Source organism: Marmoricola sp. RAF53 (genome assembly GCF_052114005.1).
Classification (GTDB): Bacteria; Actinomycetota; Actinomycetes; order Propionibacteriales; family Nocardioidaceae; genus Marmoricola.
Genome location: NZ_JBFRDX010000009.1, coordinates 19,080 through 34,047 on the forward strand (window position 1 = coordinate 19,080; position 14,968 = coordinate 34,047).

General features: G+C 72.0%; 10 protein-coding genes. 6 read left to right on the forward strand and 4 right to left on the reverse strand.

Annotated features, from left to right (window positions below; translation table 11 throughout):
- The first annotated feature begins 17 nt into the window (after positions 1 to 17).
- Positions 18 to 2,606 (forward strand): bifunctional FO biosynthesis protein CofGH, encoded by a 2,589-nt coding sequence (locus tag AB4Y76_RS10140; protein WP_441924771.1) that lies wholly within the window; start codon positions 18 to 20, stop codon positions 2,604 to 2,606.
- A gap of 168 nt (positions 2,607 to 2,774) precedes the next feature.
- On the opposite strand, the gene AB4Y76_RS10145 is transcribed toward AB4Y76_RS10140, so the two are convergent.
- Genes AB4Y76_RS10145 through AB4Y76_RS10155 form a run of 3 tightly spaced genes read right to left on the reverse strand, consistent with a single transcriptional unit; the run spans position 2,775 to position 5,939 of the window.
- On the reverse strand, positions 2,775 to 4,043 hold the full coding sequence (locus AB4Y76_RS10145; RefSeq protein ID WP_441924773.1) for a sugar ABC transporter permease: 1,269 nt from the start codon (positions 4,041 to 4,043) through the stop codon (positions 2,775 to 2,777).
- Positions 4,036 to 4,869, reverse strand: coding sequence for an ATP-binding cassette domain-containing protein (locus AB4Y76_RS10150; RefSeq protein WP_441924775.1), 834 nt, complete (start codon positions 4,867 to 4,869; stop codon positions 4,036 to 4,038). Before AB4Y76_RS10150 ends, AB4Y76_RS10145 begins: the two co-directional genes overlap by 8 nt.
- The gene (locus AB4Y76_RS10155; protein WP_441924777.1) at positions 4,869 to 5,939 is read right to left on the reverse strand and encodes a substrate-binding domain-containing protein; all 1,071 of its coding nucleotides are present in this window, start codon (positions 5,937 to 5,939) and stop codon (positions 4,869 to 4,871) included. Before AB4Y76_RS10155 ends, AB4Y76_RS10150 begins: the two co-directional genes overlap by 1 nt.
- A 179-nt stretch (positions 5,940 to 6,118) precedes the next feature.
- Here AB4Y76_RS10155 and AB4Y76_RS10160 point away from each other — a divergent pair, with 179 nt between their 5' ends.
- The 5 genes from AB4Y76_RS10160 (at position 6,119) to AB4Y76_RS10180 (ending at position 13,627) form a co-directional block, all read left to right on the forward strand.
- Positions 6,119 to 7,294: an ROK family transcriptional regulator gene (locus AB4Y76_RS10160; protein ID WP_441924779.1), complete on the forward strand. Its 1,176-nt coding sequence runs from the start codon at positions 6,119 to 6,121 to the stop codon at positions 7,292 to 7,294.
- Positions 7,295 to 7,408: 114 nt separating this feature from the next.
- Positions 7,409 to 8,431: an iron ABC transporter substrate-binding protein gene (locus AB4Y76_RS10165; protein WP_441924781.1), complete on the forward strand. Its 1,023-nt coding sequence runs from the start codon at positions 7,409 to 7,411 to the stop codon at positions 8,429 to 8,431.
- 2 nt (positions 8,432 to 8,433) lie between these two features.
- Positions 8,434 to 9,978, forward strand: coding sequence for an ABC transporter permease (locus tag AB4Y76_RS10170; protein ID WP_441924783.1), 1,545 nt, complete (start codon positions 8,434 to 8,436; stop codon positions 9,976 to 9,978).
- Positions 9,975 to 11,021 (forward strand): ABC transporter ATP-binding protein, encoded by a 1,047-nt coding sequence (locus AB4Y76_RS10175; RefSeq protein ID WP_441924785.1) that lies wholly within the window; start codon positions 9,975 to 9,977, stop codon positions 11,019 to 11,021. The genes AB4Y76_RS10170 and AB4Y76_RS10175 overlap by 4 nt, the downstream gene beginning before the upstream one ends.
- A complete protein-coding gene (locus tag AB4Y76_RS10180) occupies positions 11,018 to 13,627 on the forward strand; it encodes an AMP-binding protein (RefSeq protein WP_441924787.1) in 2,610 nt (869 codons plus the stop codon). Before AB4Y76_RS10175 ends, AB4Y76_RS10180 begins: the two co-directional genes overlap by 4 nt.
- Here the strand turns inward: AB4Y76_RS10180 and AB4Y76_RS10185 are convergent.
- Positions 13,614 to 14,885: a cytochrome P450 gene (locus tag AB4Y76_RS10185; protein ID WP_441924789.1), complete on the reverse strand. Its 1,272-nt coding sequence runs from the start codon at positions 14,883 to 14,885 to the stop codon at positions 13,614 to 13,616. The genes AB4Y76_RS10180 and AB4Y76_RS10185 overlap by 14 nt on opposite strands.
- Between the last annotated feature and the right edge of the window lie 83 nt (positions 14,886 to 14,968).

Below are 14,968 nucleotides of genomic sequence, written 5' to 3' on the forward strand. Positions count from 1 at the left end.
CGGATAGCCTGAGCCCGATGAACGTCACCCCCCAGCAGGTACGCCGTGCGCTCGCGCGCGCCGAGCGGGGAGCCGCGCTCGACCTCGACGAGGCCACCACGCTGCTCACCGCCCGGGGCGAGGACCTCGACCGGCTCACCGCCGTAGCCGCCCGCGTCCGCGACGCCGGACTGGAGGGGGCTGGGCGACCGGGCGTGATCACGTACTCGCCCAAGGTCTTCATCCCGGTGACCAAGCTGTGCCGGGACCGGTGCCACTACTGCACCTTCGTGGAGACGCCGGCCCAGGCCGCGCGCGACGGCCGGGCGGCGTACCTGTCTCCCGACGAGATCCTCGCGATCGCCAGCGAGGGCGCCGCGCTCGGTTGCACCGAGGCGCTGTTCACCCTCGGCGACCGCCCCGAGGACCGGTGGCCCGAGGCCCAGGCGTGGCTCGACGAGCAGGGCTACGACTCCACGCTGGCCTACGTCCGGGCGATGGCGGTCCGGGTGCTGGAGGAGACCGGCCTGCTCCCCCACCTCAACCCCGGTGTCATGTCGTGGGAGGAGATGAACCGGCTCAAGCCCGTCTCGCCGTCGATGGGGATGATGCTCGAGACCACCTCGCGGCGCCTCTTCGAGACCAAGGGCGAGGCGCACCACGGATCCCCCGACAAGGACCCCGAGGTCCGGCTCCGGGTGCTCGAGGACGCCGGCCGGCTCGGCGTCCCGTTCACCACCGGGCTGCTGATCGGGATCGGCGAGGACCTCACCGAGCGCGCCGAGTCGATCTTCGCGCTCCGCAAGGTCGCCCGGACCTACGGCAACGTGCAGGAAGTCATCATCCAGAACTTCCGCGCCAAGCCGGACACGGCGATGCGGCACACCGACGACCTCGGGCTGGAGGAGTACCGGGCCGCGATCGCGGTCACCCGGATCCTCCTCGGCCCCAAGGTCCGGGTCCAGGCCCCGCCGAACCTGGTCGACAGCTCGGAAGGCTCGGCGGAGTGCGCCGCCCTCCTGGCCGCCGGCGTCGACGACTGGGGCGGCGTCTCGCCGCTGACCCCGGACCACGTGAACCCGGAGCGGCCGTGGCCGTCCCTGGAGCGGCTGCGCGACATCACCGCCGCCGCCGGCTTCACGCTGAAGGCGCGGCTGACCGCGCACCCCGAGTACGTGCTCGCCGGCGAGCCCTGGATCGACCCGCGGGTCTCCGGGCACGTCGCCGCGCTGGCCGGCGAGGACGGCCTGGTATCCGCCGAGATCACCGACGGCACCCGGCGCCCGGTCGGGCTGCCGTGGCAGGAGCCCGACGGCGGGTTCGCAGCCGTCGGCCAGGGGGTCGGCCGGACCGACCTGCACACCGCCGTCGACGCCGAGGGCCGGTCGGAGGACCGGCGGTCGGACTTCGCGAACGTGTACGGCGACTGGGAGGCCGTCGCCGAGCTGGCCCGGAGCACCGCCTCCTCGACCGGGGGTTTCGAGACCGGCGCTGGTGCGCCTTCCTCAACCACCGGAGCGGGGCTGGCCGCGCTCAAGGCCGCCGAGAAGGACCCCGGCAACCTCTCCGACGAACACGCCCTGACCCTGATGACCGCCGAGGGCGACCTGCTCGCCGAGGTGATCAGACTGGCCGACGCGCTGCGCCGCGAGGTGGTCGGCGACGAGGTCACCTACGTCGTCAACCGGAACATCAACTTCACCAACGTCTGCTACGTCGGCTGCCGGTTCTGCGCCTTCGCGCAGCGGCGTACCGATGCCGACGCGTACTCGCTCTCCCTGGACCAGGTGGCAGACCGTGCCGAGGAGGCCTGGAACCTGGGCGCGACCGAGGTCTGCATGCAGGGCGGCATCGACCCCGAGCTCCCGGGCACGGCGTACTTCGACATCGCCGCCGCGGTGAAGGCCCGCGTCCCCGGGATGCACGTGCACGCGTTCTCCCCGATGGAGATCGTCAACGGCTCCAGCCGCACCGGGCTGAGCTTCGAGGACTTCCTCATCAAGGCTCGCGAGTCCGGCCTCGACACCATCCCCGGCACCGCCGCGGAGATCCTCGACGACGAGGTCCGCTGGGTGCTGACCAAGGGCAAGCTGCCGACGAAGACCTGGGTCGAGATCATCTCCACCGCGCACCGCGTCGGCATCCCGACCACCTCGACGATGATGTACGGCCACGTCGACAACCCGCGGCACTGGGTCGGCCACCTCAACGTCCTCAAGGGCATCCAGGACACGGCGGACGAGGGCGGCTACGCCGGGTTCTCGGAGTTCGTGCCGCTGCCGTTCGTGCACCACTCCGCGCCGATCTACCTCGCCGGCGTGGCCCGGCCCGGCCCGACCCTGCGCGACAACCTCGCCGTGCACGCGATGGCCCGGATCCTGCTGCACGGCCGGATCGACAACATCCAGACGTCCTGGGTCAAGCTCGGCACCGACGGCACCCGCGCCATGCTCAACGCCGGCGCCAACGACCTCGGCGGCACCCTCATGGAGGAGACCATCTCCCGGATGGCCGGCTCCGAGCACGGGTCCGCCAAGACCGTCGAGGAGCTCGTCGAGATCGGCGCCGGCATCAACCGCCCGGTCGTCGAGCGCACCACCGTGTACGGGCTCCCGGCAGCACGCTGATCCGCACGGCCCCTCCCGCCCCTCCAGCCCAATACGTGCGCTTCCAGCCTGATGCATCGGGCTGTTCGGGCGGAATCCCCTCTTCCCTTGGGAAACCGACCGCGCGCGCGGCTCTGGCCCGCCGAGCAGCGTCGTACGGCAGCTCGGCGGGTCAGAGGTCCAGGACGATCAGCCGCGGCCCGAGGACGACCGGGCGCGCCGGGCGACCGAGTCGATGGCGACCGCGAGCAGCAGGACGCCGCCGGTGACCATGAAGCGCACCGAGGAGTCCACGCCGACCAGGTTGAGGCCGGTCTGGATGGCCTGCAGCACGACGATGCCGAGCATCGCCGAGTACGCCGACCCGCGACCGCCGAACAGCGAGGTACCGCCGATGACCGCGGCCGCGATCGCGGTCAGGTTGGTGTCGGTGGTGCCGCTGGCCTGCGAGACCGAGGTCTGCTGACCCGCGGCGAGCAGGCCGCCGACCGAGGCGAGCACCGAGCAGAGCACGAAGACCGACAGGTAGATCCGGCCGACCTTGATGCCCGACCGGCGCGCCGCCTCCTCGTTGCCGCCGACGGCGAACAGGTGCCGGCCCCAGGTGGTCTTCCGCAGGCAGATGTCCATCAGCACGACGAGCGCGACGAACGACAGCCACAGGTAGCCCCAGCCGCGGTCGACGTCCAGGTACGACGTCAGCCAGAGCAGGGCGGCCAGCATCAGGCCCGCCTTGATCAGCAGGACCGTGGTCGACGGCGCGCTCAGACCGGCCTTGCGCCGCCGCATCCCGCCGTACAGGTTGACCGCGAGGTAGACCAGCACGACCGCCGTCATGAGCACGTACGCCGCGGCCCCGGAGACGAACTTGTACCGCGCGAACTGCACCAGCCCGGAGTCGTTCGGCAGGTTGATGGTGCCGGTGTCGCCGAGGACGTAGAGCAGCATCCCCTGCAGGGCCAGCAGACCGGCCAGGGTGATCACGAAGCTCGGGACGCCGACCTTGACGTAGAGGAAGGCGTAGAAGAGCCCGACGACGACGCCGCTCAGCACGCCGGCCGCGATCCCGTACCAGAGCGCGTGCCCGTGGTTGACGGTCTGCACGGCCATCACCGCGGCGGCCAGGCCGCTCATCGAGCCGACCGACAGGTCGATCTCGCCGAGCAGCAGGACCAGCACGATGCCGAGCGAGATCACGCCGACGGGCGCCGCGAACTGGGTGATCGAGACCAGCGAGCGCGACGACAGGAAGGCCGGCTCCTGGACGTAGAAGACGATCGAGATGACGATCAGGCCGACGACGACCGGCAGGCTGCCGAGGTCACCGCCGCGGACCCGTTGCCCGAGGTCGGCGAGCATCCCGGAGAAGCCGCCGGCCCCGACGAGGCGCTCGTCGGTGCGGTCGGTCGGGAGCGGGACCGCGGGGCCCGGTTCGTCAGGTGCACGCAGGTCAGTCATCGCTTTCTCCCGACTGGTTGCCGGGGCCGGGGAACTGGCGACGCTGCGCCCGCTCCGCGACCACGTTGTCACTGGCGCCGGTGATGGCGGCGACCAGCTGTTCGGTCGAGGCTTCCTCGACGGCGAACTCGGCGGCGTTGCGTCCCAGCCGGAGTACGACGATCCGGTCGGCGACGGCCTGTACGTCGGCCATGTTGTGGCTGATCAGGATGACGCCGAGGCCCTGGTCGCGCAGGCGCTCGATCAGGTTGAGCACCTCGGCGGTCTGAGCCACACCGAGGGCCGCGGTCGGCTCGTCGAGCATGACCACCTTCGGCGAGCCGACGAGGCTGCGCGCGATCGCGACCGTCTGCCGCTGACCACCGGAGAGCGCCGCGATCGGGATCCGGACCGAGGGGATCTTCGCGGAGAGCGAGCGCAGCAGCCGCCACGACTCCTTCTCCATCGAGACCTCGTCGATGATCGGGCCGAGCAGGTGCTCCTGGCCGAGGAAGAGGTTCGCGACCACGTCGAGGTTGTCGCAGAGGGCGAGGTCCTGGAACACGGTCGCGATGCCGAGTGCCTGGGCCTGGGAAGGTCCGCGGGGCGAGACCTGCTTGCCGTCGAAGGTGATCTCCCCGGAGTCGGGGGTGTAGACCCCGGAGATCACCTTGACGAGTGTCGACTTGCCGGCGCCGTTGTCGCCGACCAGGGCCACGACCTCACCGGCGCCCACCTGGAGGTGGACGTCGGTGAGGGCCTGGACCGCGCCGAACCGCTTGTTGACGCCGGTCAGGGACAGGACAGCGTCCCTGACCGGCATCTCCGTGGACGGGGCAGCAACCATCAGGAAAGTCCGGCGGCCTTGCAGGCGTCGGCGTAGTCCGGGGTGCAGATCTGGTCGACCGTGTAGAGACCGGTGTCGACGATGGTCTCCTTGACGTTCTCCTTCAGCACGACCACGGGGTCGAAGATGAAGGAGGGGACGCCCTCGAAGTCGGTGGTCTGACCCGGGTCGTTCTTGTTGACCAGCTTGACCGCGACCTCGGCGGCCGTGTTGGCCTCGATGAAGTAGGACTTGAAGATCGTCATGTACTGCTCACCAGCGATGATCCGCTGGACGGCGGCGAGCTCGGCGTCCTGACCGGTGATCGGCGGGAGTGCGTTGGCCGCGACGCCACCGCCGGTCAGCGCGGCGACGACGCCGCCCGCCTGGCCGTCGTTCGCGGCGTACACGCCCTTGATCTCGGACGGCGGGAACTTGCTGAGCTGGTCGGTGACGTACTTCTGCGCGTTCTCGGGCGACCAGTCCGGGTTGTCGTAGGCCGGCGCGAGGAGCTTGACGTTCGACTTCTTGAAGACGCTGTTCGCACCCGCCTTGAACTGTGCGGCGTTGGGGTCGCTCGGGGCGCCGTTGAGCTGCAGGAAGCCGCCCTTGTTGCCCATCGCGTTGACCAGCGACTCCGCCTGCAGCTTGCCGACGGTGAAGTTGTCGAAGGACATGTAGAAGTCCACGCCCTTGATGAACCGGTCGTAGGCGATGACCTTGGCGCCCGCGTCCTGGCCGGCCTTGACCATGCCGCCCGCACCCGCGCCGTTGACCGGGTCGAGCACGATGACCTTCGCACCGGCGCTGATCGCGCTGTCCATCTGCTGCGACTGCTTGTTCTCGTCCTGGTCGGCGTTGTAGTACTTCACCGTGCAGTCGGAGCACAGCTCCTTGACCTTCTTCTCGAAGATCGGGCGGTCGAACGCCTCGTAGCGGGTGGTCTTCGACTCCGGCAGGAGGAGCGCGATGACCTTCTTGTTGTCGCTGGAGCTGGCGGAGTCGTTCGGGCTGCCGCAGGCGACGAGCCCGACGGAGCCGAGTGCGACCGCGGCGCCGATGACGGCGACGCGACGGATGAGAGATGACACGGGGTTCCTCCTGATGGATGAGGGCTTGGCGTGCGCCTAGGAGCCCGTCGGCTTCTCCGAGTGTGCTGGGTCACACCTTTGCGGTCAAGACTTGAATACAAGTTTATGAAATCGACACCAGCGGAGCGGTTTGCGTACATCTCTTGACGACAAGAGTCCCCTTGTCGCATGGTTCACCCATGCCCCCCGCCTCCCCCGAGCAAACGCGGACGGCACCCGGGTCCGCGGCCTCCCTCAAGGTCGCGAACAAGCGCCGGGTGCTCTCGCTGCTGCTCGACCGGGGGGCCGAACCGGCCACCCAGGCCGACATCGCGCGGGAGACCGGCCTGGCCGCGGGGACCGTGTCGACGATCGTCCGCGAGCTCGCCGCCGCCGCCGTCGTCACCACCGTCGCCGGCTCCGGCCGGCGCGGCACCTCGGTCCGCCTGGCCCGCGGCGCCGGCCTCGTCGCCGGCGTCGACTTCGGGCACAGCCACGTCTCGGTCGCGATCGCCGAGGTCTCCGGCGAGGTGCTCGGCGAGCAGCGCCGCTCGCTGCCCCCCGGGCACGGCCACGTCGAGGGCCTGGGCCGCGCGCACGAGATGCTGGACAGCCTGCTCACCGAGCTCGGCGCCCAGGGCTCCGACCTGCGCAACATCGGCATGGGCCTGCCGGCGCCGATCTCCGACGGCGTCGTGATGAGCTCGGCGATCCTGCCCGGGTGGGTCGGTGTCAACGCCCAGGTCGCCGCCCGGGAAGCCCTCGGCGCGGAGGTGCTCATCGAGAACGACGCCAACCTCGGCGCCCTCGCCGAGCACCGGCACGGACACGGGCGCGGCCACGCGAACGTCGTCTTCGTGAAGGTCTCCTCCGGGGTCGGCGCCGGGCTGATCCTGGACGGCAAGCTCTTCCGCGGCACCTCCGGCACCTCCGGCGAGATCGGCCACCTCACCCTCGACGACCAGGGCCCGCTCTGCCGGTGCGGCAGCCGCGGCTGCCTCGAGGCGTACGCCGCCACCGGGACCGCGCTCGAGATGATGTCCGACCAGATGCCCGACGCCGACGTCGACGCCATCATCGAGGCCGCCAAGCAGGGCAACGTCTCCGCGCTCCGCGTCTTCGAGGACGCCGGCCTCCACCTCGGCTGGGGCCTGGCCACCGTCACCAACCTGCTCAACCCCGGCGTCATCCTCGTCGGCGGCGACATGTCCCACGCCGGCGAGCTGCTCCTCGAGTCGGCCCGGCTGGGCCTGCGCCGGCACGTCCTCGCCGGCACCACCACGACGCCCGTGCTCGTCGCGGCGCTCGGCGACCGGGCGTCGATGATCGGCGCGCTGGTGCTCGCGATCGACGCGACGGACCTGCTGGCGGCGTAGCGGCCCGGGATCCTCGGAGCGAGATGGCTCACACGGGGCACCGCTAGGAAGGGCACCCAGGGCTGACCTAGAGTTAGGGCAGCCTTTGCTCACTCTTCCCCGGAAGGTCGCCCCGTGTCCGCACGTTCCCGTCTCGCCCGCGCCCTCGTCGCGCTGACCGCGGCCGCCCTCGCCGTCCCCGCTCTCGCCGCGTGCGGCGGTGACGGCTCCGAGAAGATCGTGGTCTACAACGCCCAGCACGAGGAGCTCATCTCGGCGGTCGCGAAGAAGTTCACCGCGAAGACCGGGATCAAGGTCGAGCTGCGCAACGGCTCGGACCTCGAGCTCGCCAACCAGCTCGTCGCCGAGGGCGACCGGTCGCCGGCCGACGTCTTCCTCACCGAGAACTCCCCGGCGATGGCGCTGGTCGAGAGCAAGGGCCTGTTCGCCGACCTCGACCAGGCCACCCTGGACAGGATCCCGGCGCAGTTCCGCCCGACCAGCGGCAAGTGGACCGGGTTCGCGGCCCGCGAGACCGTGCTCGTCTACAACAAGGACAAGGTCGACGAAGCCGACCTGCCGACCTCGCTGATGGACCTCTCCGGCCCGGAGTGGAAGGGGAAGGTCTCCTTCTCCCCCACGGGCGCCGACTTCCAGGCGATCGTCGCCGCCGTCCTCTACCTCAAGGGCGAGGACGCCACCAAGAAGTGGCTCGACGGTCTGAAGACGAACGGCACCGTGTACGACGGCAACAACGTGGTCCTCAAGTCGGTCAACGCCGGCGACAAGGAGACCGGGATCATCTACCACTACTACTGGTACCGGGACCAGGAGGAGTCGGGCGACAACAGCGACGGCAGCGCGCTGCACTACTTCGGGAACCAGGACCCGGGCGCGTTCCTCTCGACCTCCGGCGCCGGCGTGCTCGCCGGCTCCGACCACGGCGCCGACGCCCAGAAGTTCGTCGACTACCTGACCAGCGCCGAGGGCCAGCAGGTGATCGCGGACAGCTACGCGCTCGAGTACACCCTCAACCCGGAGGTCCCGCTCGGCCGGGGCATCCCGCCGCTGGCCAGCCTCGGGGCCCCGGTCGTCGGCGTCTCCGACCTCGACAGCCAGAAGGTGATCGAGCTCCTCACGGACGCCGGCTTCCTGTGACGGTGATCGCGGCTGCCCCGGTCCACCGGCGGCGCTTCTCGCCCGCCCTGGTGGCCGGCGCGGTCGTGGTCGCCCTCACCCTGATCCCGCTCGGCTACGTCCTGGTCGCCACCGCGGCGATGGATCCCGGTGAGCTCGCCCGGCTGGTGTGGCGACCGCGGATCGCCGAGCTGCTCACCAACACGCTGTCCCTGCTGGTCGCCACCGTCGCGGCGACCACCGTGATCGGCGTCGTCGGCGCCGTCGTCGTCGTGCGCACCGACCTCGGGGCGCGCGGCTGGTGGCACGCGGTGCTCGCCGCCCCGCTCGCCGTCCCGGCCTTCGTGAACTCCTACGGCTGGGTCTCGCTGACCAGCGCGGTGCAGTCCTACTGGGGCGCCGTCCTGGTGCTGACGCTCTCGTACTACCCGCTCGTCTACCTGCCCGTGGTCGGCGCCCTGACCACGCTGGAGGCCGCGCCCGAGGAGGTGGCCCGGTCGCTGGGCCGCTCCCGCACGCGGGCGTTCCTGACGGCCGGCCTGCCGCGGCTGATGCCGGCCGTGCTCGGCGGCGCGCTCCTGGTCGGCCTGCACGTGCTGGCCGAGTTCGGCGCCCTCCAGCTGCTCGCCTTCCCGACCTTCACGACGGCGATCTACGGGCAGTACCGCTCCGCGTTCGCGAGCAACTCCGGCACCGTGCTCTCCGGTGTCCTGGTCGCGCTCTGCATCCTGCTGCTCCTGCTGGAGCTGCTGCTGCGCGGGCGACGGCGGCTCGACCGGGTCGGCCGCAGCACCGGCCGGAAGCCGGAGCCGGTCACGCTCGGCCGCTGGCGCCCGGTCGTCCTGCTCGGGCTGCTCGGCCTGGCGATCCTCGCGCTCGCGGTCCCGCTCTACTCGCTGGTGCACTGGCTGCTGGTCGGCTCCTCGACCGCCTTCCCGGTGGGCGACCTGGTCTCGGCGCTGCTGACCACCCTCGGCCTCGCCGCCGGTGGCGCGGCGCTGACGGTCGTGATGGCGATGCCGCTGGCCTGGCTGGTGGTCCGGCGCCGCGGGCCGGCGAGCACCTTCCTGGAGCGGGCGGCGTACGTCGCGAACGCGCTGCCGGGGATCGTCGTGGCGCTGGCCCTGATCACCGTCTCCATCAACGTCGTCCCGGCGCTGTACCAGACCCTGCCGCTGCTGCTGCTCGCCTACGGGATCCTCTTCCTGCCGCGCGCCCTGGTCAGCATCCGCAGCTCGCTGGAGCACGCACCGCCGGTGCTCGAGGACGTATCCCGCAGCCTCGGCCACTCCACCTGGGCGACGCTGCGACGGGTGACGCTGCCGCTGGTCGCGCCCGGCGTCGGCGCCGGTGCCGCGCTGGTCTTCCTCGCGATCAGCACCGAGCTGACCGCGACCCTGCTCCTCTCCCCGATCGGCACGAACACGCTGGCCACCGAGTTCTGGTCGAACTCCTCCTCGGTCCGGTACGGCGCCGCCGCTCCCTACGCCCTGCTCCTCGTCCTCGCGGCCGTCCCGGCCACGGTGATGCTCTCGCTGCAGGCCCGACCCCCGAAGGTGGACGCATGAGCAGGGTGTCGATCACGGGCGTGACCAAGTCGTTCGGCCGCCAGCAGGTCCTCAAGGGCGTCGACCTGGACGTCCCCGACGGGTCGCTGACGGCGGTGCTCGGTCCGTCCGGCTGCGGCAAGACGACGTTGCTGCGGATCGTCGCCGGCTTCGTCCGTGCCGACCGCGGCACGGTCACCCTGGGCGACCGGGTCGTCGAGGACGGCCGCACCGCGGTGGCTCCCGAGCGCCGCGGGGTCGGCTACGTGCCGCAGGAAGGCGCGCTGTTCCCGCACCTCGACGTCGCCGCCAACATCCTCTACGGCCTCCCCCGGGCCCAGCGCAGCGCCGCCCGACTCGGCGAGCTGCTCGAGCTCGCCGAGCTCCCCGCCGAGCTCGCCAAGCGCTCCCCGCACGAGCTCTCCGGTGGTCAGCAGCAGCGGGTCGCGCTCGCCCGGGCGCTGGCCCCGTCGCCGCGGGTGATCCTGCTGGACGAGCCGTTCTCCTCCCTCGACGCCGCCCTCCGGGTCTCCGCGGGACGCGCGGTCAGCCGGGTGCTGCGGCACGCCGGCGCGACCGGCCTGCTGGTCACCCACGACCAGGGCGAGGCGCTCTCCCTGGCCGACCAGGTGGCCGTCATGCGGGCCGGGGACTTCGTCCAGGTCGACGCACCGGCACGGCTCTACGAGCACCCCGTCGACGCGGAGACGGCGACGTTCGTCGGCGGCGCCTCGATCCTGCCCGCGACCGTGCGCGACGGCGTCGCCAGCACCACGCTCGGCGAGATCGCCGTGGCCGCACCGGACGGTCCGGCGAACGTGATGGTCCGACCCGAGCAGGTGCTGCTGCAGACCGCCGGTCACGGCGTCGCCGCGGTCGTCGAGGACATCAGCTTCTTCGGCGCCCAGGTCGTGGTCGGGCTCGCCCTCACCGACGGCACCCGCGTCACGGCCCGCGGGCCGTCGTCGAGCACCCCGGCCGTCGGCGACGCCGTCGGCCTGGTCGTCGAGGGCGCGGTCGTCGCCTTCGGCGAACCCAGCCCCGGCCCTGGGGAGAGCGCGTGACGATCGCCCACGAGATCCCCGCCCTCGGCGGGATCAGCGACGTCGGCCGGCACGGCGACGCACCCGCGGTCGTGCTTCCGGACCGGGTGCTCAGCCACCGCGACCTGGACGCGCTCGTCGAGGACCGGGCCCGTCTCCTCGGGCCGGTACGCCGCCTGGTCCTGGTCGAGTGCGCCCCCGAGCTCGAACCGCTGGTCACCTACCTGGCGGCGCTCCGCGGCGGGCACCCTGCCCTGCTGGTCCCGGCCCGGAGCCAGGGAGCGGCGCCCGGGGCAGCGGACCGCAGCTGGGACCGGATGCTCGCGTCGTACCGGCCGGACGTGGTGCTGCGACGGGCTCCGGGCGGCTCCTGGGACCTCGACGAGGTCCGACCGGGGACCGCGCACGACCTGCACCCCGACCTCGCGCTCCTGCTCGGCACCTCCGGTTCGACCGGGACGCCGAAGCTGGTCCGGCTCTCGCACCGGAACCTGCACGCGAACGCCGCCGCGATCGCGGCGTACCTGGGCCTGGACGGTGACTCCCGCGCGGCCACCACGCTGCCGCTGCAGTACTGCTACGGGCTCTCGGTGGTGAACAGCCACCTGCTCGTCGGAGGCAGCCTCTGGCTGACCGGGGCCTCGGTCGTCGACCCGGGCTTCTGGGACGACTTCGCCCGCGCCGGCGCGACGTCGTTCGCGGGCGTCCCGTACACCTTCGACCTGCTCGCGGCGAGCGGCGCCGACTGGGCGGCGACCCCGGGCCTGCGCCACGTCACCCAGGCCGGCGGCCGGCTCGCCCCGGACCGGGTCCGGGAGCTGGGCCTGCACGCCGAGGACCGCGGCGTCGACTTCTTCGTGATGTACGGCCAGACCGAGGCGACCGCGCGGATGGCCTACCTGCCCCCGCACCTGGCGGCGACGCGCCCGTCGTGCGTCGGCGTCCCGATCGACGGCGGCGAGTTCCGGATCGAGGACGGCGAGCTCGTCTACACCGGGCCGAACGTGATGCTCGGCTACGCCCACGAGCCCGCCGACCTGGCCCTCGGCGCGACGCTGACGGAGCTGCGGACCGGGGATCTCGCGGTCCAGCACGACGACGGCCTCTACGAGATCGTCGGCCGGGCGAACCGGATCGCGAAGCTCTTCGGCACCCGGCTCGACCTCGACCACGCCGAGCTCCTGCTCGCCGAGGACAGCACCGACGCCCGGGTCGTCGCGGACGCCGACGCACTGCACGTCTTCGTGCGCCAGGACACCGAACCCGACCGGGTCGGCCAGCTGGTCCGCGCCGAGCACTGCCTGCCGCCGCACGCCGTCCGCGTGCACCGGGTCGACACCTTCCCGGTGACCGCCCACGGCAAGCCGGACCGGGCCGCTCTCGTCGAGCTCGCCGCCGGCGACCTCGGGGTGGAACCCGGGGTCGAACCCGGGGCGGAACCCGCGGACGTGACGTCGGCGTTCGCCGGAGTCTTCGGGGACGTCGCGCCGGGGGACTCGTTCACCTCGCTGCGCGGGGACTCGCTCTGCTACGTCGAGCTCTACGTCCGGCTGGAGCGCGTCCTCGGCGAGGTGCCCGCGGACTGGCCGACGCTGACCGTCGCGGAGCTCTCCGCCCGGTCACCGCGGAAGCGGCGCTGGTACGCCCTGCTGGAGACGCCGATCGTGCTGCGCGCCGTCGCGATCTGCCTGATCGTCGCCGGGCACACCGACATCGTCAACATCCTCGGCGGCGCGCACGTGCTGCTGATCGTGCTCGGCTACAACATCACCCGGTTCGCGCTGGACCGGCCGACCGCGAAGGCCCGCGCCACCGCGACCCTGGCCGCCGCCCGCGACATCGCGATCCCGTGCACGCTCTGGGTGACCGGCGTGGTGCTGGTCTCCGGCTGGTACACCTGGCCGACGGCGGTCTACCTCAACGGCCTGCTGCACCCCGACCACTGGACGGTGAACTGGCGGCTCTGGTTCCTGGAGTCCGCGATCTGGTCGCTGCTCGCGCTCGCCCTGGTGAGCGCGCTGCCCCCGGTCGACCGGCTGCTGCGGCGCGACCCGTTCCCGGTGGCGCTGGCCGTGCTCGGCGCCGGTCTGGCGCTGCGGTTCGCGGCGCACCGCGACGACGTCCTCGCCGTGTACTCGGTCCCCGGGACGGCGTGGCTGGTGGCCCTGGGCTGGGTGGTCGCGACCGCGCGCACCACCCGGCCCCGCGTCCTGGTCAGCCTGCTGGTCCCGCTGACGCTGGTCGGCTACTTCCACCACCAGCCGACCCGCGCGGCGATCGTGGTCGCCGGCGCCTGGCTGCTGCTCTGGGTGCCGCGGATCCCGGTGCCCCGGTTCCTGCAGGGCGCCGTCGCGCTGGTCGCCTCGGCGTCGCTCTACATCTACCTGACCCACTGGCAGGTGTACGTGCCGCTCAAGTACGAGCACCCCTGGCTGGCGTTCGCGGCGTCGATGACGCTCGGCCTGACGACGTACGCCGCCTGGACGGCCGGGCGCCGCGCGGTGCTGCGCGGTGCTGCGCGGGGCTGCGCAGGGCTGCGCGGGGCACGAGGCCGTGGTCACCAACCGGGCACCTCAGCCCGTCGCGACAGGCTCGATGATCAGGGGGCGGTGACTACCGCAGCTTGACCGGAAGCGCCTCGATGCCGAAGACGATCGACTTGGCGTGGTACTCCAGCTCGGACGGGTCCACCGCGAGCTGCATGTCCGGGAAGCGCCTCGCCAGCGCCGGGTAGGCCGTCCGCAGCTCCATCCGGGCGAGCTCGGCGCCGACGCAGCGGTGCAGGCCGTGCCCGAAGGCCAGGTGGTTCGAGGACTCGCGCATCGGGCACAGCGCCTCGCCGGGGGTCGAGCGCGGGTCGCGGCTCGCTGCGGGGAGGTGCACGAGCATGACCGAGCCCTTCTTGATCCGCTTGCCGCCGACGACGACGTCCTCCTTGGCGAAGCGGGGGAAGGCGACCTGGACGACGGCGAGCTGGCGGAGCAGCTCCTCGACGATGTCGTCGACGCTGTCCGGGTCCTCGGCCAGAGACTTCCAGAGCTCGCGGTTCTGCAGCAGCACGACGGTGCCGAGCGCGAGCATCGAGGCGCTGGTCTCCAGGCCGCCGGTGAACGCGCCGTCGGCGAGCCCGCCGAGGTCGAAGTCGTTGATCTCGTCGCCGTGCTCGCGGACGATCTGACCGATCAGGCCCGGGCCGGGGTCGTGCCGCTGCCGGGCGGTCTCGGCGAGCAGGAACTCCCGTGAGCCGCCGATCGCTCCGATCGAGCCGACCCCGCCCTCCGTGACGTCGAACCGGGCCGAGGCCAGGGTGCGGAACTTCTCGCGCTGCTCGGCGGGGAGGCCCAGCAGGTCGCAGATCACCTGGAACGGGATCGGGAAGGCGAAGGTCTGGGCGAGGTCGACGACCCCGTCCGGGTGCGCGGCCGCCGTCGCCTCGGTCTCGTCGAGCTGCTGGGCGATGATGTCGGCGATCCCGGGCTTGAGGCGCTCGAGGCGGCGCATCGTGAACTCCGGCGTCAGCAGCTTGCGCTGCCGGGTGTGCTCGGGCGGATCGGTGAAGCCGAGGCCACCGATGTCGCCCTTCTCGACGTCACCGCTGGCACCCATGTAGGGCCGGATGTCGGTCGAGTGGTTCACGTTGCCGAGGACCTCGCGGCCCTCCTCGTAGCCGGTGATCAGCCAGATCTCCAGGCCCATCAGCGAGGTCAGCCGCTGCACCGGGTCCTTCGCCCGGTACGCCGTCACCCGCGGCGTCGGGTCGACCCCGTCGCGCAGCAGCGGCCAGGCCAGCCGGTTCGGGACCTTGTCGAGCTTGGTCAGGTCGAGACCGCCGGCCGGCATCACGCGCTTGAGCACGGCGGACTTGAGGGAGGTAAGGAGACGCATGGGGTTCGACGGGCCCTTCAGGGGAGGAGCTGCAACCAGAATCCTAACTGGCGCGGCTTCCGGATCGGTCGGCGCTCCACAGC